The following is a 19,563-nucleotide window of genomic DNA, read 5'->3' on the forward strand; positions in this document are numbered from 1 at the left end:
CCTGAACCCCTCGACAGAGAGCCACTTCTTTGGACTTCGAGTTCCTCTTCAACAACATCGTTGAATTGACCGTCACCGGGCTCGTACTCGGGTCGATCTACGCTCTGCTCGCCCTGGGTTACACGCTCGTCTACGGAGTGCTGCAGCTCATCAACTTCGCCCATGCCGACGTGTTCATGTGGGGCACGTTCGCGGTGGCCTGGCTCTTCATCCTTCTGGGGCTGCACGGCAACACAGACCTCGCCGGGGCGGTGCCCTACCTGGTCCTCGCCCTCGTGGTCGCTGCCGCGACTTCGGGCGGACTCGCGATGCTCGTCGAACGGGTCGCCTACCGGCGACTCGTGCGCAAACGCGCCCTCAGCTACATCATCCTGATCTCCGCCATCGGCGCCTCGTTCGTGCTGTCCGAGACCATGGGCATCCGCGACCTGATCGTCGAGTTCCTGAACAACGCGGTCAACGCCGTCATCGGGATCTTCGGGGGCCATATCGATCTTTCGACGTTCTTCGCGGACTACATCGCCCGCGCCCGCGGAATCACCACGCTGCCGCTGACCATCAAGCCCACGACAGTGCTGTCGATCGGCAACTTCAACCTTCGCGACACCGACATCACGATCATCGCCGCGGCGCTGATCATGATGGTGCTCCTCGACCAGTTCATTCGCCGCACCCGGCTCGGTCGCGAGATCCGGGCCGTCGCTCAAGATCCCGAAGCGGCTGCGCTGATGGGATCGAACGCGACCAGCGTTGTCAGCAAGACGTTCCTGATCGGCGGCATCATGGCCGGAGTCGCCGCCGTTCTGTATCAGATCAAGGTCGGTTCGACCTCGTCGAGCATCGGAGTCGTGCTCGGTATCAAGGCGTTCACCGCCGCGGTGCTGGGCGGCATCGGCAACCTCCGCGGCGCGCTGCTGGGCGGACTCCTGCTCGGCGTCACCGAGAATTTCGGGTCGGCGATTTTCGGCACGCAGTGGAAGGACGTCGTGGCGTTCCTGCTCCTGGTCCTCGTCCTGCTGATTAGGCCGACCGGTCTTCTCGGGCAGACGCTCGGAAGGGCTCGCGCATGAGGAAGTACTTCCAGCGGGCCGGTGACTGGCTCGACGACAGGTTCGCTCCGGTCGGGGCGGTGATCGCCCGCAAGCGGCTCAAAATTCCGCTGATTGTCCTCGGCGTGCTCCTGGTCTACGCCCTGCCGATCATCAACCCGCCGCTGATCACCACCCCGAACAGCGACTTCCCGAATGTGCTCTTCACCGTGACGCTCTACGCGATCGTCGCCGTCGGGCTCAACATCGTGACGGGATACGCCGGCCTTCTCGACCTCGGGTACGTCGGCTTCTACGCGGCCGGGGCGTACACCGTCGGCATCCTCACCGCCTATCACTTCGCCTGGCCGTTCCTGCTGGTGTTGCCGATCGCGATGGGTATCACGCTCCTCACGGGTGTGCTGCTCGGCGCCCCGACCCTGCGAGTGCGCGGCGACTACCTCGCCATCGTCACGATGGGGTTCGGCGAGCTGATCCGCATCACGATCCGCAATACCGCGTGGCTGGGTGGAACGGGCGGCATCAACGCCATCCCGGCACCGCAGAGCATCGGCGCACCGGATGGGCTCTTCCAGATCCCACACCTCGCCTGGGATGGGCTGAACCCGCTCATTGACCTCAGTCGCTCAACGAAGTTCCTCGTGTTCGGAGTGCTCGACGCGACCCCGTACTTCTGGCTCGCCCTCACGGCGCTGATCATCGTCATCCTGATCGAGCGGCTCGTGAAGACCAGTCGCGTCGGACGGATGTGGGAGGCGACTCGTGAAGACGAGGATGCCGCCGAGATCATGGGTGTCGCGACCTTCAAGTTCAAGCTGCTCGCCTTCGCGTCGGGCGCGTTCATCGGCGGGCTTGCGGGTGCGCTGTTCGCGGCAAAGGCTGGGTATATCAACCCGGTCAGCTTCCCGGCCAACCTCTCGATCCTGTTCGTCGCCGCCGTCGTCATCGGTGGTTCGGGCAACCGCTGGGGTGCGATCATCGGCGCCGTCATCGTCGCCTACCTGCCCGAACGATTCCGCGAACTCGAGAACTGGCGGCTGTGGTTCTTCGGAATTGCGCTGGTGATCATCGTGAGTTTCCGGCCTCAGGGACTCTTCCCGTCATACAGCCAACGAAAAGCGAGACGCGCGGCGAGACAGAACGCGCGACTCGACCACAGTGAGGTGGTGGCGGATGTCTGACACCGACGTCGCGACCGATACCGCCGTGCAGCCGCTGTTGGACGTCGATCACGTCACGATCAAGTTCGGCGGAGTCGTCGCCCTCGACGACGTCACGTTCGACATTCGGCCGGGCGAGATTCTCGGACTGATCGGCCCGAACGGCGCGGGTAAGACGACGGCCTTCAACGTGATCACCGGGGTCTACCAGGCCACGAGTGGCACGGTCGCCTTTGACGGCGTGCCACTGCGGGGCAAGAAGCGACACCAGATCACCAAGCTCGGGATCGCGCGGACCTTCCAGAACATCCGTCTGTTTCCGTCGATGTCGGCCCTCGACAACGTTCTGGTGGGCGCCGACGTGCACAGCAAGGTTGGTGTGCTGCGCGCGATCTTCCGCACGCCGTACTTCCGCCGCACCGAGCGCGCGGGGCGAGAACTGGCACGCGAACTGCTGAGTTTTGTTGGGGTCGCCGCACGCGGCGAGGAGGTGTCGGTCAACCTCTCCTATGGCGACCAACGCCGACTCGAGATCGCTCGGGCCCTGGCGACGAAGCCGAAGCTGTTGTGCCTCGATGAACCGGCGGCCGGATTCAACCCCGCCGAGAAGCAGCGCCTGATGCAGCTCATCCGCGACATTCGGGATGCTGGCAACACCGTGCTGCTGGTCGAGCACGACATGAAGCTGGTCATGGGCGTCTGCGACCGAGTCATCGTTCTTGAGTTCGGCAAGAAAGTTGCCGAGGGCACCCCGGCCGAGATCCAGGCCAACCCGGTCGTCATCGCGGCGTACCTCGGAACCGACGATGAGGGTGACGATGACGACGCTGCTTGAGGTCGACAATCTGTCGGTCAACTACGGCCACATTGAGGCGATCCGCAACATCTCGTTCGCGGTCGAAGAGGGCACCATTACGACCCTCATCGGCGCGAACGGCGCGGGCAAGACGACCACGCTGAAGACCATCTCGGGACTGCGCCCGGTGCGTAAGGGCAAGATCGTCTTCAACGGCAAAGACATCACCAAGACGCCCTCCTACGAGCGGGTCAAGTTGGGCCTCACTCAGTCGCCCGAAGGACGTCGCTGCTTCCCGGGGATGACCGTGCGCGAGAACCTCGACATGGGCGCTCTGCTGCGCACCGACCGTCGAAGCGGAGGGGTGAAAGAAGACCTCGATCGCGTCTTCGGTCTGTTTCCCCGTCTTCACGAACGCATCGGCCAGCTCGCCGGCACGATGTCGGGGGGCGAACAGCAGATGCTCGCCATCGGTCGCGCGCTGATGGCGCGGCCCAAGCTGGTGCTGCTCGACGAGCCGTCGATGGGGCTCGCGCCGAAACTAATCCGGCAGATCTTCGCCATCATCGACGAGATCAAAGAGCAGGGCACCACGGTGCTTCTGGTCGAGCAGAACGCCAACCAGGCGCTTAAGCGATCGGATGTTGCCCACGTGCTCGAGACGGGCGAGATCGTGCGCAGCGGCACCGGTCCGGAACTCGCGGTGGATCCGGCGGTCAAGGCGGCCTACCTCGGCGGCGACGTCTGAGTTTTCTGCTTCGCCTTTCAGGCGACAGCGTCATCCCTGAGTTTTCTGCTTCGCCTTTCAGGCGACAGCGTCATCCCTGAGTTTCTGCTTCGCCTTTCAGGCGACAGCTGCGGAATGTTTGCGCCCAGAAGCCGTTAATATCGACTACCGGGCTTCACCGCCGCAGCCGGGGCATTTTTCGTTCCAACCTGCTCTGCGAGGACACCATGGACCAGCCCGATCCGTTCGGATTTGTCGGACTCACCTACGACGACGTGATGCTCCTGCCCGGGCACACCGACGTCATCCCGTCGGAGGCTGAGACCTCGTCTCGCCTGACCCGGCGCATCGAGGTCTTCTCGCCGCTGCTCTCGTCGGCGATGGACACCGTCACCGAGTCCCGCATGGCGATCGCGATGGCCCGCCAGGGTGGGCTTGGGGTGCTGCACCGCAACCTGTCGATCGACGACCAAGCGATGCACGTCGACAAGGTCAAGCGCAGTGAGTCCGGGATGATTTCCAACCCGGTAACCACGACACCGGATGCGACAGTGGCCGAGGTCGACGCGATTTGCGGTCAGTTTCGCGTTTCGGGTCTGCCGGTAATCGAAGGTGACGGACGCCTGGTCGGGATCATCACGAACCGCGACATGCGCTTCGTCTCGCCGTTCGAGAAGGCGACGACTCTCGTACGCGACGTGATGACGAAGGTGCCGCTCATCACCGCTCCGGTCGGAATCGATCCGGATAGCGCGGTCGCGATCTTCGCGCAGCACAAGATCGAAAAGCTGCCGCTCATCGATGCCGACGGTCGCCTGCAGGGCCTCATCACCGTCAAGGACTTCGACAAGAGCGAGAAGTATCCGAACGCGACGAAAGATTCAGCCGGACGCCTTCGCGTCGGTGCCGCAATTGGCTTCTTCGGCGACGCCTGGGAGCGTGCTGGTGCCCTTCGTGACGCCGGTGTCGACGTCATCGTCGTCGACACCGCGAACGGCGACTCGAAGGGTGTGCTCGACATCATCGCGCGCCTCAAGGGCGACTCGGCCTTCGATTCCATCGACATCATCGGCGGCAACGTCGCGACCCGCTCGGGCGCCCAGTCGCTGATCGACGCGGGTGCTGACGCGATCAAGGTGGGTGTCGGGCCAGGCTCGATCTGCACCACTCGGGTTGTGGCCGGCGTCGGAGTTCCGCAGGTCACCGCCGTCTACGAGGCGTCTCTCGCGGCGCGGGAGACCGGCATCCCGGTCATCGCCGACGGTGGGCTTCAGTACTCGGGGGACATCGCGAAGGCGCTCGTCGCCGGGGCAGACACCGTGATGCTCGGCTCGCTGCTCGCCGGAACCGATGAGAGCCCGGGCGATCTGGTCTACGTCAACGGCAAGCAGTTCAAGAACTACCGTGGCATGGGCTCGATCGGCGCGATGAGCGACCGCGGCAAGAAGACCGCGTACTCGCGCGACCGCTACTTTCAGGCCGATGTTCCGTCGGATGCACAGCTCATCGCCGAAGGCATCGAGGGCCGGGTCTCGTACCGGGGCTCACTCGCCGCGACGGTGTACCAATTGATGGGCGGCCTGCGGCAGAGCATGTTCTACGTGGGTGCGCGCACCATCCCCGAACTGAAGGCGCGCGGCAAGTTCGTGCGCATCACCCCCGCCGGTCTGAAAGAGTCGCACCCCCACGACATCCAAATGACCGTCGAGGCGCCCAACTACTCGGCCTGACGCCGCCGGGTGGTCGCGGGTGGTCGCTTAGATCCAGCCAAGCGCGGTTAGACCCAGCACGACGTGGGTCCAGGCGCGCCGTACTGGGTCCAGGCCGAGGGCGGCACCGGTCCTCCACTGCCGCGTGCGGGGCGAGGTACGTCACGACCGGACGCGGGCGACTCGCTCCGCGGCGGCGGGTCGTCAGCATCGGGGGATGGATGCTGAACCGGGCGCGCTGATCCTCCGAACCGCCGACCTTCTCGCCGCTGGTTGGACGAAGGAGTCGATCCGGCGCGCCGTACGTCGTGGGGCACTCGTCCGTATCCGGAGGGGGCAGTACTGTCCCGCGGCTTTCTGGGACGCGCTCGATGCCCGTGCGCGCCACGTTATTCTCGCGACTGCGGTCGCCGAGGATGTCGAGGACGCCATCATTGCGGGTCGCTCGGCGGCGGCCCTCTGGGGGATGCCCGGGGAGCAGTGGCCGGACGACATCCTGCTCCTTTCGCCCTACCGCGGCGGGGGCAAGTCTGAACCGGGGGTGCGCCGAACGTGCGTCGGGGCGGCGGGTGCGCCCGTCGTGATCCGCAACGGGTTGCGCGTGACGACACTCGCTCGCACCGTCGTCGATATCGCGGCTACTGAGGGGTTCGTGACGGGGGTTGCCGCAGCGGACTGGGCGTTGCGTCATGGCGTCGAGCGAAGCGAGCTGAGGGATGTCCTCCGTCTTCGCTCGAGCTCGTACGGCCGTGCGGTCGCCGCGAGCGTGATCGAGTTCGCGGACGAGGGCGCGGAGAATGGGGGCGAGTCGACCGTGCGGGCGGTGATATTCGAGCTGGGATTCGAAACTCCCGAGACCCAGTTCGTTGTGCGCGACCGACTCGGTGAAATGCGTGTCGACTTCTCCTGGCTTCGAGCAGACGGCGTTCGAGTCTTCGGCGAGCTCGACGGCAAGCAGAAGTACACCCGATACGAGTTCACCGACGGTGACCCGGCGGAAGTCGTGTGGCGAGAGAAGAAGCGGGAGGATCGGCTGCGGGTCACCGGTTCGCCGGTGGTCCGCATCCTGTGGGCCCATCTCAGGGATCTTCCGACTCTCGTTGCCCTACTGAGTGAGGCGGGTGTGCCTAGACGGAGCGGGGCGCGGTTGGACCCTCGTGGATCAGGGTCCAACCGCGCACGGCTCCAGCCAAGTCGGCAGAAGTAGCCCCTAAGCTCGACCAAGTGAGCGACATCGAGATCGGCCGCGCCAAGCGCGCGCGGCGGGCCTACGCGTTCGACGACATCGCGATCGTCCCGAGTCGGCGTACCCGTGACCCGCAGGATGTCAGCGTCACCTGGACGATTGACGCGTTCACCTTCGACATTCCGGTACTCGCGGCGCCGATGGATTCCGTGGTGAGCCCGGCGAGTGCGATCGCGATTGGCAAGCTGGGTGGCCTCGGCGTTCTCGACCTCGAAGGGGTCTGGACGCGCTACGAGGATGCCGACGCCGTGCTCGAGGAGATCCGTGGGCTCACGGCCGAGAACGCGACAACCCGCTTGCAGCAGCTCTACGCCGAGCCGATCAAGCCCGAGCTGCTCGGCAAGCGCATCGCCGAAATCCGGGCCTCCGGAGTGCCGGTCGCTGGTGCCTTGAGTCCTCAGCTCACCCAGGAGCACTACAAGACCGTCATCGACGCCGGGGTGGACCTGTTCGTCATCCGCGGTACCACAGTCAGCGCCGAGCACGTCAGCAAGACCGTCGAACCGCTGGATCTGAAGAAGTTCATTTACGAACTCGATGTGCCCGTCATCGTCGGCGGCGCGAGCACCTACACGGCGGCGCTGCACCTGATGCGCACCGGGGCGGCGGGCGTGCTGGTCGGCTTCGGTGGCGGTGCCGCGTCGACGACTCGCGCGAGTCTCGGCATCCACGCTCCAATGGCAACAGCGGTAGCGGATGTCGCGGGCGCCCGTCGCGACTACCTCGACGAGTCCGGCGGACGCTACGTTCACGTCATTGCGGACGGCGGCCTGGGCACTTCGGGCGACATTGTGAAGGCCATCTCGGTCGGCGCCGATGCCGTCATGCTCGGATCAACTCTGGCTCGCGCCGAAGAGGCTCCGGGTGGCGGCTGGCACTGGGGGTCGGAAGCCCGGCATCCCGAACTGCCGCGCGGTCACCGAGTCGAGGTCGGCACGGTCGCTCCGCTCGAGAAACTGCTGTTCGGGCCGGCCGACACCGCGGATGGTCGGATGAACTTGATCGGAGCCCTGCGCCGCTCGATGGCGACGACCGGGTACTCCGATCTCAAGGAGTTCCAGCGGGTCGAGGTCGTCATCGCGCCCTATCACCAGGGCTGAGCCGTCGGCGAACGCGCCACGTAAGCTGGAGGCATCCCCAACCCCTCAAGGAGGATGCCGCGATGGTGGATGTCCGCAGGGTCAAGCTTCCCGGCGTCGGGGTGCTCCACACCTTCGTCACCGATGACGGCGGCAAGATCGGTGTGATCACCCACCGGTCGGGGCACAGCGACCTCATCACCTTCGCCGACGCCGAAGACGGTGACGCACGCAAGGTCTCGCTGCGCCTTGATGAGGATGAGGCGCACACCCTCGCCGAGCTGCTCGGCGGCACGCGCATCACCGAGTCGCTGTCGGGGATGGACCAGATTCCGGGCCTGAGCATCGACTGGTTCCCGGTCGACTACGACCACCACATCGCCGGCCAGCCGCTCGGATCGTTCACCACCCGCGGACTTCCGGGGGTGACGGTTGTCGCCGTCGTGCGAGGCGAGTCGGCAAACCCGGCCCCTGACGAGGACTTCAAGGTATTCCCCGGCGACACTCTCGTCGTCGCGGGCGCCCCCGAGAAGGTCGCGAAGGCGTTCCAGTTCTTCCGGACCGGCGAATTCGCCAAGGCCCCCGCGGGGAGCCCCGCGCCGCCCGGTACCTAAGATGCACCTGGCCGCGGCTTCCGACCAGCTGGGCAGCGACCTCATCATGCTGGGCGTCCTGTTCGTCCTTGCCTACATCCTGGGACGCCTCGGCAAACTGATCGGGCTGCCCGCCATCCCGATCTACATGCTGGTGGGACTGGCCGCGAGCCCGAACTTCTCGCTCGTGTCGTTTCTCAACTTCCAGTCGGCGGACGTTGAGTTGATTGCCGTTTTCGGCCTGATCTTTCTGCTGTTCAACCTCGGACTTGAGTTCGACACCGACGAATTCTTCGGCAACGCTCGTCGCCTGCTCATCTCGGGTGGCACCCGCATCGCGATCAACATGTCGACCGGGTTCGTGTTCGGCCTCCTGGTCGGTTGGGGGACCCGTGAGGCGCTGATCATCGCCGGAATGACCGCGATGTCGTCGAGCGCGATCATCACGAAATTGCTGATCGAGTTGCGCCGCCTGGCCAACCGCGAGACGCCCGTCGTGCTCGGAATCGCGGTGGTCGAGGACGTCTTCATCGCGATCTACCTCGCGATCGTCACGGTCGTCATCAGTGGGCAGACCGAGATCTGGCCGATCCTCGGCGAATTGGCGATCTCGTTCGCGTTCCTGATCGCCATGTTCACGATCGCGCGCTACGGCGGGCGGTTTGTCTCGCGCCTGATCGGAACCCGAGACGACGAGCTGTTCACCATTGCGTTCTTCGGGCTCGCGGTGTTGTTCGGCGGGATCGGTGAGGTGCTCGGCGTTTCGGATGCCATCGGCGCGTTCTTGATCGGGCTGGTGCTCGGCGCGACCCGATTCAAGGCGCGCATCGAGCAGTTCTCGCTCCCGTTGCGTGACGTCTTTGCCGCATTCTTCTTCCTCAACTTCGGGCTCGCGCTCAACCCGAGCAGTTTCGGCGAGGTTGTCGTGCCCGTCGCTCTCGCGGTGCTGATGACGCTCGTGATCAACACCGCAGGCGGGCAACTGATCGCGCGGATGAACGGTCTCACCGCCGCGCAGGGGCTCAACGTCTCGACGATGTTGCACAACCGCGGGGAGTTCACCCTCATCCTGGCGACCCTCGCAAGTGCGGCCGGACTCGATCCGCGCCTGACCCCGTTCGCTGGTCTGTACGTGCTGTCGATGGCGATCATCGGACCGGTGCTGGCGGTCAACTCCGAGCGGATCGGTGCGCTCGGCCGCCCACGCCGGGTGGAACGTCCGCTCGACGTCGCCCGCGACAGCGACTTCGCTCTGGCCGAACTCGCGATGGCGGGGGGCGTCGATGACGACGAGCCGGCGATCGAGATCGCAGCCGACGAACCGCCGCCCGGTGCCGCCAGCCCGCCGACCGAGACTGAACCACGCCGCGAACGGGACCCGGAGTATTGAGCACCACGACATCCCCCTCGATTGCTGCCCGATTTTGGGCGATCGCGCGCACCCCGCGCTGGATCGCGGCACTGCTGCTCTGCCTCGCGATCGCGGCCGGGTTCGCCGCACTCGGGCAGTGGCAGCTCAGCCGAAGCATCGAGAATGCCGAAGTCGTCGACATCGATACCGAGACGGCCGTGCCGCTAAGCGACATCGCCCAGCCTCGAGCCGGAATCACCGGTGCGCAGTTCGGGCGAACCGTTGAGGTGGCGGGTGCTTTCGTCCCGGGTGACTTCGTCGTGTTGATCGGGCGTAACAACGGTGGCGCCGACACCGGTTCGTGGCTGGTCGGACACCTGCTGATGGATGACGGGTCGTCGGTCGCGGTCGCGCTCGGCTGGTCGGCGGCAGGTCTTCCCGCCAACCCGACGCTGCCCGACGGCACCTGGGTCGGTCGCTACCTCCCGAGCGAAGACCCGCAGGCGTCGGACTTCGAGCACGGGATGCTCAGCTCACTCTCGGTCGCCGACCTCGTGAACCGCTGGAGCGCTTTCGCGCCGAGCATCTATTCCGGCTACATCGTGCTCGAGAAAGCTCCGGCCGGGCTCGAGACCATCACGGCGGTCGCGCCGGACCGCGAGATCACGCTCAATCTGTTGAACGTGTTCTACGCGATCGAGTGGGCGCTGTTCGCTAGCTTCGCGATCTACCTCTGGTACCGCCTGGTGCGGGATGCCGTCGAGCGAACCGAGGTCGAGCGTGACGACGCGGACGCTCTCGTAGACTGAGGGCATGCTTCTCGGACCTCGCCCCGAGGACCTCCCCCGCATTCCGAAGGTGCTCGCGGTCTACCGGGTCTCGGCGATCATCACCGGTCTCTTCCTGTTGTTGCTGTGCCTGATGATGGTGTTCCGCTACGGGTTCGGCTACGACATCGAGTACACGGCGGCGTACGGCGTCCAGCTGACACCGAAGGAGTTGATCTCGGAGCGCGGCGGCATCGACGTCTCGACTCTCATCCTGATCGCGCACGGTTGGCTGTACGTGCTTTACCTCGCGTGTGACTTCCTCCTCTGGCGGTTCACCCGCTGGTCGTTCGGGCGCTTCCTGTTCATCGCGCTCGGCGGCATTGTGCCGCTGCTGTCGTTCTTCTTCGAGTTCCGCGTGCCCCGGTGGGTTCGCGACGTACTCGCATCCGCCCCTCAACCTGTGGAGACCGCCGCGTGACCGATCGCCCCGTCCTGGTAGTGGATTTCGGAGCGCAGTACGCGCAATTGATCGCCCGGCGGGTGCGCGAGGCCAACGTATATAGCGAGATCGTGCCGCACACTGTCACGGCGGCGCAGATCCGCGAGATGGATCCAGTCGGCATCATCCTCTCCGGCGGTCCGTCCAGCGTCTACGAGGAGGGCGCGCCGACGCTCGACCCGGGCATCCTCGAACTCGGTGTTCCCGTGTTGGGCATCTGCTACGGCTTCCAGATCATGGCGCAGCAACTCGGCGGCGAGGTCGCGCCGACCGGTTCGCGGGAGTACGGGTCAACCCAGGTGCACCTGACCGGTGAGCCCGGCGTGTTTCTGGCCGGCCAGCCGACCGAGCAGACCGCCTGGATGTCGCACGGCGATTCGGTCGTGCGTGCGCCGGAGGGTTTCGAGGTGCTCGCGTCATCGGCCGCCACCCCGGTCGCTGCATTCTCGAGCGACGAGCGTCGGATGTACGGCGTGCAGTGGCATCCCGAGGTGAAGCACTCCGCGAACGGGCAGGCGGTCATCGAGAACTTTCTGCACGACGCGGCCGGCATTCCTGCCGACTGGAACAGCGGAAACGTCATCGCTGACCAGGTCGCCCGCATCCGTGCCCAGGTCGGCACCGCGAAGGTCATCTGTGGCCTCTCGGGAGGCGTCGATTCGGCGGTTGCCGCAGCGATCGTTCACGAAGCCGTCGGCGACCAGCTGACCTGCATCTTCGTCGACCACGGTCTGCTCCGTCAGGACGAGCGTCGCCAGGTCGAAGAGGACTACGTCGCCTCCACCGGGGTCCGACTCGTGACCGTGGATGCCGTCGACCAGTTCCTCGATGCGCTCGCCGGCGTCACCGACCCCGAGACCAAGCGTAAGATCATCGGACGCGAGTTCATCCGATCGTTCGAGGGTGCCGCGGCGGACCTCGTTGCCGAAGCCGCGTCCGACGGTGAACCGATCAGTTTTCTTGTGCAGGGCACGCTGTATCCGGATGTCGTGGAGTCCGGCGGGGGCAGTGGTACTGCGAACATCAAGAGCCATCACAATGTGGGCGGGCTGCCGGAGGACCTTCAGTTCGACCTGGTCGAGCCACTGAGGACGCTGTTCAAAGATGAGGTGCGCGCGATCGGCCGCGAACTGGGGCTGCCCGAGGTGATCGTCGCCCGACAGCCGTTTCCGGGGCCAGGACTCGGGATCCGCATCGTGGGGGAAGTTACCCGTGAGCGCCTCGATCTGCTCCGCAAGGCCGACGCGATCGCCCGAGCCGAGCTGACAGCGGCCGGCCTCGACGGGGAGATCTGGCAGTGCCCGGTCGTCCTTCTGGCCGATGTGCGATCCGTCGGAGTACAGGGGGATGGGCGCACCTACGGTCACCCGATCGTGCTGCGGCCGGTGTCATCCGAAGACGCGATGACCGCCGACTGGACCCGCCTTCCCTACGAGGTGCTCGCCAAGATCTCGAACCGCATCACGAACGAAGTCGCGGGAGTCAACCGCGTCGTTCTCGACGTCACCAGCAAGCCGCCCGGAACCATCGAGTGGGAATGACCCTGGTCGGCGGTAACGTGCGCCCATGAGCGCACACGACTTCGATTTTCTGCAGGGCACGTGGACGGTGCACAATCGCAAAATCCGCGACAACACCGATCCCGAGTGCACCGAATGGATCGAGTTCGACGCGCGTTCAGAGGTCTCGGCGATCCTCAACGGAGCCGGCAACGTCGATCAAATGTGGGTCGACGAATTCGTCGGCTTCACTCTGCGGTTGTGGTCACCCGATGAGGGCGTCTGGCGCATTTGGTGGAGCGCCACGAACGCTCCGGGAGTGCTCGACGAGCCAGTCATCGGCGGCTTCACGGATGGCGTCGGTCGGTTCGACGGTCTCCAACGCATCCGCGATCTGGATGTGATCGTGCGCTTCGAGTGGGTCGCCACAGATCCGATGGCACCGCAGTGGAACCAGTACTTTTCCCGCGACGCGGGTCAGACCTGGGTCCACAACTGGACGATGGACTTCCGGCGCCCCTAGTTGCGCGGCCCTAGTTGCGCGGCAGGAAGAACGACAGCAGGCGCAGGATCTCGAAGTACAGCCAGACGACCGTGACCATGATGCCGAAGGCCGCGGTCCAGCCGTAGATGCGCGGCTGCCCGGCGTCGACGCCACGCTTGATGAAGTCGAAGTCGAGCACCAGCGAGTAGGCCGCCATCAGTACGACGAGGATGCCGAGCGGGATGCCCAGCGGAATGCTCGTTCCGGGGATGTTCAGGCCGCGAAGTCCGTACATCGAGTCGGTGACCCCGAACGCCATCAGCCCGAGGTTGATGAGCGAGAAGGCGAGGTAGCCGACCATCGCGACGAGGAAGACCTTGGTGGCGCGCTTCGAGGCGCGCACCTTGCCGCTGGCGAACAGCGCGAGGGTGACGCCGACGACGCCGAGGGTTCCCAGGAGGGCCATCGGCACAATGCCGTCCCACATCCGCGAGAAGAAGTAGGAAACGCCCCCGACCAGAAAACCCTCGAAGAGCGCATAGCCGAGGATGAGCGCTGGCGACGGCTTGCGCTTGAAGGTGTTGACCAGGGCCAGCACGAGTCCAACGACGAGGCCGACCACGGCGAGCGGCCAGAACACCCAGCCAAGGGCGGCACCCACGAGAAGTACGGCGAACCCCGCGAGCGTCTTGAAGATGGTGTCCTGGTAGGTCATCCGCTCCATCTGGTCGGCGGTGGCATCCGGGAGGGCGAACTGCTGCTGAAGCTGGCCGGCGGTCGGGATCGCGGGTGCGGCGGCTTCGCGCGCAGCAATGCGCTGCGCGGCTTTCGGCGAGAAAGCAGGCGAACTGTTGAACACGGGATTAGCCATGAGGCCAGTCTAAAGAGGGTGGGCTTAGGGGAGGCTGGGCTTTCGCCCACGGCGCAGCTGCGATCCGGCAGCCTGCACGGCGCGCGCCGCTCCCGCTGACGCGACGATGATGCCCGCCTCAACGCCGACGGCAGCAAGCATTTGCGGGTACTCCGAAAACAGCCGAGCAACGATGACCCCGCCGGCCAACACGAACAAAACGGTGACGTAGCTGGAGCCCACGCGATGGCGTACCAGGAGCCAGCCCAGGTAGGGCAGGGCCAGGATCGCGATCCAGCGCGGTCCGGTCAGCAGGAACCACATCGCCAGGGTCGACGGCCACATGGCCAAAACCCGGCGCCACCCGGCCGACGGCAGCACCGCCCAGCCGGCCAGGTGTGCAACGGTTCCCGCAAACAGCAGGAACTGTGCAAACGGACTCAGGGCGCTGCCGCCGGCGATCGCAACGCCCCCCGCGACGATCATCAGCAGTCCGCCGCTCAGGCGACTGCGGTAGGCACCCCACCGCAGGGGAATGGATGCTGTCGGCTCACGCCACGCGAAGTCCCTCGCGGTGGCCATTCGAGGGTTAGGCATTCATCGTGAGGTAGGTGATGACGAGAACGGCGAGAGTAACGAGCCAGAGGTAGCCGAGGGCAACCGCGATCCAGGCGAGTACGCGACCGCGTTCTCCACTCGTCTTGATCTGCGCGATGGCCAGGTGGCCGAACAGCGCCGCGAGTGGGCTCAACAGACAGCCCAGCACGAAGGCCAGTACGGCCAACCAACTGACACCCGGACCGGTCTCGTCAACGCCGTGCGGCCGCCCGGACACCATCCCGACGGTGAGCGGGACAGCAGTTCGCGCACCGCAGGCGATGCAGTACTTCCACCCGGGCCGCAGCGCTTCGCCGCAGTTCGCACAGGTCGCCATTTCGCGTTCACATTATCGTGATCGAGTGAGCACACCCCGCCCGCTCGTGATCGGCCATCGCGGGGCGTGCGGTTACCGCCCCGAACACACCCGCGCGGCGTACGAGCTCGCGATCGACCTCGGGGCCGACGCGATCGAACCCGACATCGTTGCGAGCCGGGACGGGGTGCTCGTGCTCCGCCACGAAAATGAGATCTCGGGCACAACAGATGTCGCGCGCCATCCCGAATTCGCCGACCGGCGGGTGACGAAGACAATCGACGGCGGGACCCTCACCGGGTGGTTCACGGAGGATTTCACCTGGGCTGAACTCTCCACGCTGCGGGCGAGGGAGCGGCTGCCCGACCTCCGCCCCGGTGCCGCGGCTTTCGACGGCGCGGAACCGATCCTGCGCCTGAGCGACCTACTCGACATCCTCGACGCGGGTGCCGAACGCTCCGGACGGCCGATCTCGATCGTGGCGGAGGTGAAGCATCCCAGCTACTTCGCATCGATCGGCATTCCGCTGGATCGTCGGGTCGCCGAAGAACTGCGCGCCTGGGACGACGGTGACCGGATCATCGTCGAGTGCTTCGAGCAGTCGTTGCTGGGGCAGGTGCGCGAACGCGGCGTCGGCGGGAGGTACGTCTACCTCCTCGAGGCCCCGGACGCATCCCGACTGACGACCGAGGCGCTGATCGCTCTCGGCAGCGGTGTCGACGGCAGCGGTGTCGACGGCGTGAGTGTCGACAAGGCGGTACTGCTGGATGCCGGCGGCCCGGCTCTCGTCGAGCGTGCCCACGATGCGGGGCTGTCGGTCTTCACCTGGACGCTTCGGCCGGAGAACGCGTTCCTCGCCACCCGTCACCGTGGTGCGGGCTCCCCGGCGGAGCGCGGTGACTGGCGTGCCGAGTTTGCTGAACTGCTGGCGACGGGAGTGGACGGGGTGTTCGCCGATCACCCCGACCTGGCCGCCGACGCCCGAGCCGCCGTCGGTCGTGAAACGTAGAATTGACAGCACGATGAGCCAGCCTGCGATTGACGACCGGCTGCTCGAGGGACTCAACCCGCGGCAACGCGAGGCGGTGCTCTACCGAGGAAAGTCGCTGCTGATCGTGGCTGGGGCGGGCTCGGGCAAGACCAGCGTTCTCACTCGACGCATTGCGAGTCTTCTGGCGAGTGGCGAAGCGACGCCCCTGCAGATTCTCGCGATCACCTTCACCAACAAGGCTTCGGCCGAGATGCGCGAGCGGGTGCACCAGTTGGTCGGGTTCGTCGCCGACGGCATGTGGATCTCGACCTTCCACAGTGCGTGCGTGCGCATTCTGCGTCGTCAGGCCGAGGTCATGGGCATGAAGGCCGGGTTCACGATCTACGACTCCGCCGACAGCCGCGCGCTGATCAAGCGGATCGTGAAAGAGCTGGATGCCGACACCCTCAACCTCACCCCAGGGATCGTTGCGGGCAAGATCTCGAAGCAGAAAAACGAGCTGGTGGATGTCGAGGCCTACGCCCGCAACATGAACACCGATGACCCTGCCGAGGTCGCGTTTCTCGAGATCTACCGTCGGTACACCGCGGGACTCCGGCGTGCGAACGCGCTCGACTTCGACGATCTGATCGGCGAGACGGTGCATCTGTTTCGGGCATTCCCCGAGGTCGCGGCGCTGTATCAGCGTCGCTTTAGGTTCGTTCTGGTCGACGAGTACCAAGACACCAACCACGCGCAGTACGCCCTCATCCGCGAACTGACGCGCCCGATCAAGCCGCAGCATGTTCCCGACGACACCCGCACGCAGGTCGACGCGAGTGGCGGCCTACCCGGTGCCTCGCTGACCGTCGTCGGTGACTCCGACCAGTCGATCTACGCGTTTCGCGGGGCCGACATCCGCAACATCGTCGAGTTCGAGCGCGACTATCCGGAAACGAAGACCGTGCTGCTCGAGCAGAACTACCGGTCGACTCAGAACATTCTGGATGCGGCGAACGCCGTGATCGCGAACAACTTCGACAGGCTCGAGAAGAACCTGTTCACGACCGTCGGGGCCGGGCATCCGATCATCGGCTACACGGGGTACTCGGGGCACGACGAAGCGCAGTTCGTCGCCGACGAGATCTCGGCCCTGCGCGCCTCCGGGATGCCGTACAGCGAGATCTCGGTGTTCTATCGCACCAACTCCCAGACCCGGCCGCTCGAAGACGTGTTCATTCGCTCGGGGCTGCCGTACAAGATCATCGGCGGTACCAAGTTTTACGAACGCGCCGAGATCAAGGACGCGATGGCGTACCTGATCCAGATCGCGAATCCTGCCGACGACCTGGCGCTACGCCGCATCCTGAACACGCCCAAGCGCGGCATCGGGCCGGCAACCGAGGCCGCCCTGCAGGCTCACGCCGACAAGGTGGGAGTTCCGCTGCGGGATGCCCTCGGCGACGCCGGGCAGCTCGACCTCGGTCCGAAGGTGACGAAGGCGATCCTCGACCTGGGGGAGCTCTTCGATGAGGTTGAGGCGATGTTCGCCGCTGCGGCCAAGCCCGCCGACATCCTGATCGCTCTCATCACCAAGTCCGGGTATCTCGACGCTCTGCGGGCGACGCGCGATCCTCAAGACGAGGCACGCGTCGAAAACGTCGAAGAGCTGGTGTCGGTCGCGAAGGAGTTCGGCAAGAACAACCCCGAGGGCACCTTGCTCGACTTCCTCACCGAAGTGGCTCTGGTCGCGGCGACCGATGAGATCGAGGATGACTCGGGCTCGGTGTCACTGATGACGCTGCACACGGCGAAAGGCCTCGAGTACGACGCGGTGTTCCTCACCGGCGTCGAAGAAGACCTCCTGCCCCATCGCATGTCGGCGGGGGAGCCGGGCGGCCTGGCCGAGGAACGACGGCTGTTCTACGTCGGCATCACGCGCGCGAAGAAAAGGCTGTTTCTCTCCCTGTCGATGACCCGCTCCGCATTCGGTGACACGAGCGTCGCGATGCCGAGCCGGTACCTGCAGGAGATTCCGGCGGGCCTGATCGACTGGCGGCAGTCGCCGGGGGATGCGACGTCCCGTGGCGGCAGCAGGCCGCGCGCGCTCAACGCCCGGGGATATGCGGGTGGCCCCGCGCGCGGCTTCTCGTACTCCACCGAACTTCCTCCTGCGCCGCCGCGCGAGAAGCGCGAGTGGGCAAACGCGATCACCGGCAAGGTGCGTGACAACGGCGACCTGACCCTCGAGGTGGGCGACCGCATTCGGCACGCCGACTTCGGTGAGGGCCGGGTCATGCTGGTAACGGGCCAGGGCACGAAGTCGATCGCCGAGGTGCAGTTCGACCAAGCAGGCAAGAAGCGGCTGCTCGTCAAGATCGCGCCGATCGAGAAGCTCTAGTCGTCGAGCGTCGTGTCGCCGAGCGCTGTCGCGCCGCGTCCGCCCAGCGGGTCGTAGAGCACGCCGCCGAGCTCTGCGGCGAGGGCGCTTGAGACGGCGACGCCGCGCTCCTCAGCATCTCCCCACGGCACCAGCGCGTCGGTCCACCACAGCGTGTGCGGAGATCCTTCGGGGAGCGGGGGAAGAAGCCGACCGACCTCGGTGGGCACGCCCACCTCTCGGGGGTGCACCAGCGTGACGAGGCGCACTCCGTCGTCGAGCGCCGTGGCGAGGAACCGGTCGGGCGACACCTCGAGCGCGAGCCCGGGATGGGCTGCGCTGAGTGCCCGGGCCAGGACCGACATTGATACCGGCATCGGCGACAGCACGACGAGTTCTCGAGGCATCAGAACTCCCTCAGTTGTTGCCACCGTGGGTCGGCGAAGTCGAGCCCCAGCAGGTCACGCACCCGCTCGATCCCGATCTCGTCGACGAACGCGAGCAGCGCGCTCCAGCCGTGCGCTGTCGCACCCGGAAACCCGATCACGATCGACGGCGTGCGGGGTCGCCCGACGACGCGCACCACGAAAGGCCCCCGGAGCGAACCGGGATCGAGTTTCAGGTCGCGCACGGTGGTTGCGCCAAACAGGAGGGCGAGCGGCTGCACTCCGGGCGCGAGGAAGGGCCCGGTCGAGAGGTCGGGCGAACCGGTACGCATCCCGACGAATACGAACAGCGGGAGCATCTGACCCGGCTCGGCGAGCGCAGCCAGCACCTCGGGAACGGCAGCGACCGCGGCATCGGCAGCCGCGGTGCCGGGTCGCCCGACGCCGACGAGCACCTCGTCGATTTCCTCGACCCCGTGCCGGGTGCGGCTCACGGTAATCGTTCCCGATACCGGGTGGTCGGGCGATCCCGCGACCACCAGACGGGAGTCGTTCGGCATCCGCTCGCGGGCGAATGCGGTGAGGGTTGCCGGATCCCAGGGCCGGTCGACGGGCTCGTGAGGTGCCCACCCCGCGGGGAATGATCCGGACAGCGCGGCGAAGGCCTCAACTGCGCCGCCCACCCTCGCTTCGTCGTCGGCCCGATGGCGCAGCGACATCGACACGACGAGCTGCGTCTGCAACGGCCGGTCGAGGCGCAGAGTGTCGGGAGAACCCGGTGAGCCACCCACCGGATCGTCAAAGGCGGCAACCAGGGATGCGAGTGCGCGCCCGGTCAGACCGTCGCGGAGACCACTCGGGCCTCGGACGATCCACCGCCCGCCGCCGCCGGCAAGGGCGGAGCGTAACGGCTCCGTGAGGCGGCTGCGCTCGTCGCTGACGATGGCGAGGCGCAGGCCAGCCTGAGCAGCGCGCACGATGAGATCTGCGCGCGAGGGGGAGAGGATGACGAGCGGCGACCGCGTCTCCGAACGAACGATGCCGTCGGCGATGCTGTCGACCATCGGATGGTGCTCCATGGCCGGTGCGAAATTTGGTGCGC

Annotated in this window: 20 protein-coding genes; 15 read left to right on the forward strand and 5 right to left on the reverse strand. The window is 66.0% G+C overall.

The window, feature by feature from the left end; translation table 11 throughout:
• Positions 1 to 29 precede the first annotated feature (29 nt).
• The 13 genes from ABIR17_RS10610 to ABIR17_RS10670 all read left to right on the forward strand — a co-directional run bounded on the left by ABIR17_RS10610 (position 30) and on the right by ABIR17_RS10670 (position 13,001).
• Positions 30 to 1,070, forward strand: a complete 1,041-nt coding sequence (locus ABIR17_RS10610) for a branched-chain amino acid ABC transporter permease (protein WP_348004364.1) — start codon at positions 30 to 32, stop codon at positions 1,068 to 1,070.
• Positions 1,067 to 2,230, forward strand: coding sequence for a branched-chain amino acid ABC transporter permease (locus tag ABIR17_RS10615; protein ID WP_348004365.1), 1,164 nt, complete (start codon positions 1,067 to 1,069; stop codon positions 2,228 to 2,230). Before ABIR17_RS10610 ends, ABIR17_RS10615 begins: the two co-directional genes overlap by 4 nt.
• Complete coding sequence (locus ABIR17_RS10620; protein ID WP_348004366.1) at positions 2,223 to 3,044, forward strand: ABC transporter ATP-binding protein; 822 nt, start codon at positions 2,223 to 2,225, stop codon at positions 3,042 to 3,044. Before ABIR17_RS10615 ends, ABIR17_RS10620 begins: the two co-directional genes overlap by 8 nt.
• Complete coding sequence (locus ABIR17_RS10625; RefSeq protein WP_348004367.1) at positions 3,028 to 3,753, forward strand: ABC transporter ATP-binding protein; 726 nt, start codon at positions 3,028 to 3,030, stop codon at positions 3,751 to 3,753. Before ABIR17_RS10620 ends, ABIR17_RS10625 begins: the two co-directional genes overlap by 17 nt.
• A gap of 206 nt (positions 3,754 to 3,959) precedes the next feature.
• Positions 3,960 to 5,462, forward strand: a complete 1,503-nt coding sequence (gene guaB / locus ABIR17_RS10630) for an IMP dehydrogenase (protein WP_348004368.1) — start codon at positions 3,960 to 3,962, stop codon at positions 5,460 to 5,462.
• A 196-nt stretch (positions 5,463 to 5,658) separates the two neighbouring features.
• Positions 5,659 to 6,648, forward strand: a complete 990-nt coding sequence (locus ABIR17_RS10635) for a type IV toxin-antitoxin system AbiEi family antitoxin domain-containing protein (RefSeq protein ID WP_348004369.1) — start codon at positions 5,659 to 5,661, stop codon at positions 6,646 to 6,648.
• 17 nt (positions 6,649 to 6,665) lie between these two features.
• Positions 6,666 to 7,787 (forward strand): GuaB3 family IMP dehydrogenase-related protein, encoded by a 1,122-nt coding sequence (locus ABIR17_RS10640; RefSeq protein ID WP_348004370.1) that lies wholly within the window; start codon positions 6,666 to 6,668, stop codon positions 7,785 to 7,787.
• Between the two features lie 62 nt (positions 7,788 to 7,849).
• Entirely contained in the window at positions 7,850 to 8,380 is a 531-nt protein-coding gene (locus ABIR17_RS10645) for a TrkA C-terminal domain-containing protein (RefSeq protein ID WP_348004371.1), read from the forward strand.
• Position 8,381: 1 nt separating this feature from the next.
• Complete coding sequence (locus ABIR17_RS10650; protein ID WP_348004372.1) at positions 8,382 to 9,749, forward strand: cation:proton antiporter; 1,368 nt, start codon at positions 8,382 to 8,384, stop codon at positions 9,747 to 9,749.
• Positions 9,746 to 10,519, forward strand: a complete 774-nt coding sequence (locus tag ABIR17_RS10655) for an SURF1 family cytochrome oxidase biogenesis protein (RefSeq protein WP_348004373.1) — start codon at positions 9,746 to 9,748, stop codon at positions 10,517 to 10,519. The genes ABIR17_RS10650 and ABIR17_RS10655 overlap by 4 nt, the downstream gene beginning before the upstream one ends.
• Positions 10,520 to 10,523: 4 nt before the next feature.
• Complete coding sequence (locus tag ABIR17_RS10660) at positions 10,524 to 10,958, forward strand: DUF3817 domain-containing protein (protein WP_348004374.1); 435 nt, start codon at positions 10,524 to 10,526, stop codon at positions 10,956 to 10,958.
• On the forward strand, positions 10,955 to 12,520 hold the full coding sequence (gene guaA / locus ABIR17_RS10665) for a glutamine-hydrolyzing GMP synthase (protein ID WP_348004375.1): 1,566 nt from the start codon (positions 10,955 to 10,957) through the stop codon (positions 12,518 to 12,520). The genes ABIR17_RS10660 and guaA overlap by 4 nt, the downstream gene beginning before the upstream one ends.
• A 25-nt stretch (positions 12,521 to 12,545) precedes the next feature.
• Positions 12,546 to 13,001, forward strand: coding sequence for a hypothetical protein (locus ABIR17_RS10670; RefSeq protein WP_348004376.1), 456 nt, complete (start codon positions 12,546 to 12,548; stop codon positions 12,999 to 13,001).
• Between the two features lie 10 nt (positions 13,002 to 13,011).
• On the opposite strand, the gene ABIR17_RS10675 is transcribed toward ABIR17_RS10670, so the two are convergent.
• The 3 genes from ABIR17_RS10675 to ABIR17_RS10685 are packed head-to-tail and all read right to left on the reverse strand — an operon-like array spanning position 13,012 to position 14,746.
• Positions 13,012 to 13,833, reverse strand: a complete 822-nt coding sequence (locus ABIR17_RS10675) for a Bax inhibitor-1/YccA family protein (RefSeq protein ID WP_348004377.1) — start codon at positions 13,831 to 13,833, stop codon at positions 13,012 to 13,014.
• 24 nt (positions 13,834 to 13,857) lie between these two features.
• The gene (locus ABIR17_RS10680) at positions 13,858 to 14,394 is read right to left on the reverse strand and encodes a PHB depolymerase family esterase (protein WP_348004378.1); all 537 of its coding nucleotides are present in this window, start codon (positions 14,392 to 14,394) and stop codon (positions 13,858 to 13,860) included.
• Positions 14,395 to 14,401: 7 nt separating this feature from the next.
• A complete protein-coding gene (locus ABIR17_RS10685; protein WP_348004379.1) occupies positions 14,402 to 14,746 on the reverse strand; it encodes a DUF4190 domain-containing protein in 345 nt (114 codons plus the stop codon).
• Between the two features lie 25 nt (positions 14,747 to 14,771).
• Between ABIR17_RS10685 and ABIR17_RS10690 the strand changes: the two genes are divergently transcribed.
• Together ABIR17_RS10690 and ABIR17_RS10695 are read left to right on the forward strand one after the other, a co-directional pair.
• The gene (locus tag ABIR17_RS10690; protein ID WP_348004380.1) at positions 14,772 to 15,734 is read left to right on the forward strand and encodes a glycerophosphodiester phosphodiesterase family protein; all 963 of its coding nucleotides are present in this window, start codon (positions 14,772 to 14,774) and stop codon (positions 15,732 to 15,734) included.
• 13 nt (positions 15,735 to 15,747) lie between these two features.
• Positions 15,748 to 18,096, forward strand: coding sequence for a UvrD-helicase domain-containing protein (locus tag ABIR17_RS10695; RefSeq protein ID WP_348004381.1), 2,349 nt, complete (start codon positions 15,748 to 15,750; stop codon positions 18,094 to 18,096).
• Here ABIR17_RS10695 and ABIR17_RS10700 read toward each other — a convergent pair.
• Complete coding sequence (locus tag ABIR17_RS10700) at positions 18,093 to 18,482, reverse strand: hypothetical protein (protein ID WP_348004382.1); 390 nt, start codon at positions 18,480 to 18,482, stop codon at positions 18,093 to 18,095. The two genes, ABIR17_RS10695 and ABIR17_RS10700, sit on opposite strands and share 4 nt — an antisense overlap.
• On the reverse strand, positions 18,482 to 19,525 hold the full coding sequence (locus tag ABIR17_RS10705) for a DUF6177 family protein (protein ID WP_348004383.1): 1,044 nt from the start codon (positions 19,523 to 19,525) through the stop codon (positions 18,482 to 18,484). Before ABIR17_RS10705 ends, ABIR17_RS10700 begins: the two co-directional genes overlap by 1 nt.
• Positions 19,526 to 19,563: the final 38 nt, after the last annotated feature.

The sequence above is a fragment of the Pseudolysinimonas sp. genome, from assembly GCF_039912695.1.
GTDB lineage: Bacteria > Actinomycetota > Actinomycetes > Actinomycetales > Microbacteriaceae > Pseudolysinimonas_A.

What these genes read in the sequence shown, in the direction of transcription:
- ABIR17_RS10615 (WP_348004365.1), top strand. Translation starts at nt 1,067, where the DNA reads ATGAGGAAGTACTTCCAGCGGGCCGGTGACTGGCTCGACGACAGGTTC.
- ABIR17_RS10620 (WP_348004366.1), top strand. Translation starts at nt 2,223, where the DNA reads ATGTCTGACACCGACGTCGCGACCGATACCGCCGTGCAGCCGCTGTTG.
- ABIR17_RS10625 (WP_348004367.1), top strand. Translation starts at nt 3,028, where the DNA reads ATGACGACGCTGCTTGAGGTCGACAATCTGTCGGTCAACTACGGCCAC.
- guaB (WP_348004368.1), top strand. Translation starts at nt 3,960, where the DNA reads ATGGACCAGCCCGATCCGTTCGGATTTGTCGGACTCACCTACGACGAC.
- ABIR17_RS10635 (WP_348004369.1), top strand. Translation starts at nt 5,659, where the DNA reads ATGGATGCTGAACCGGGCGCGCTGATCCTCCGAACCGCCGACCTTCTC.
- ABIR17_RS10645 (WP_348004371.1), top strand. Translation starts at nt 7,850, where the DNA reads ATGGTGGATGTCCGCAGGGTCAAGCTTCCCGGCGTCGGGGTGCTCCAC.
- ABIR17_RS10650 (WP_348004372.1), top strand. Translation starts at nt 8,382, where the DNA reads ATGCACCTGGCCGCGGCTTCCGACCAGCTGGGCAGCGACCTCATCATG.
- ABIR17_RS10660 (WP_348004374.1), top strand. Translation starts at nt 10,524, where the DNA reads ATGCTTCTCGGACCTCGCCCCGAGGACCTCCCCCGCATTCCGAAGGTG.
- ABIR17_RS10670 (WP_348004376.1), top strand. Translation starts at nt 12,546, where the DNA reads ATGAGCGCACACGACTTCGATTTTCTGCAGGGCACGTGGACGGTGCAC.
- ABIR17_RS10675 (WP_348004377.1), bottom strand. Translation starts at nt 13,833, where the DNA reads ATGGCTAATCCCGTGTTCAACAGTTCGCCTGCTTTCTCGCCGAAAGCC.
- ABIR17_RS10680 (WP_348004378.1), bottom strand. Translation starts at nt 14,394, where the DNA reads ATGGCCACCGCGAGGGACTTCGCGTGGCGTGAGCCGACAGCATCCATT.
- ABIR17_RS10685 (WP_348004379.1), bottom strand. Translation starts at nt 14,746, where the DNA reads ATGGCGACCTGTGCGAACTGCGGCGAAGCGCTGCGGCCCGGGTGGAAG.
- ABIR17_RS10695 (WP_348004381.1), top strand. Translation starts at nt 15,748, where the DNA reads ATGAGCCAGCCTGCGATTGACGACCGGCTGCTCGAGGGACTCAACCCG.
- ABIR17_RS10700 (WP_348004382.1), bottom strand. Translation starts at nt 18,482, where the DNA reads ATGCCTCGAGAACTCGTCGTGCTGTCGCCGATGCCGGTATCAATGTCG.
- ABIR17_RS10705 (WP_348004383.1), bottom strand. Translation starts at nt 19,525, where the DNA reads ATGGTCGACAGCATCGCCGACGGCATCGTTCGTTCGGAGACGCGGTCG.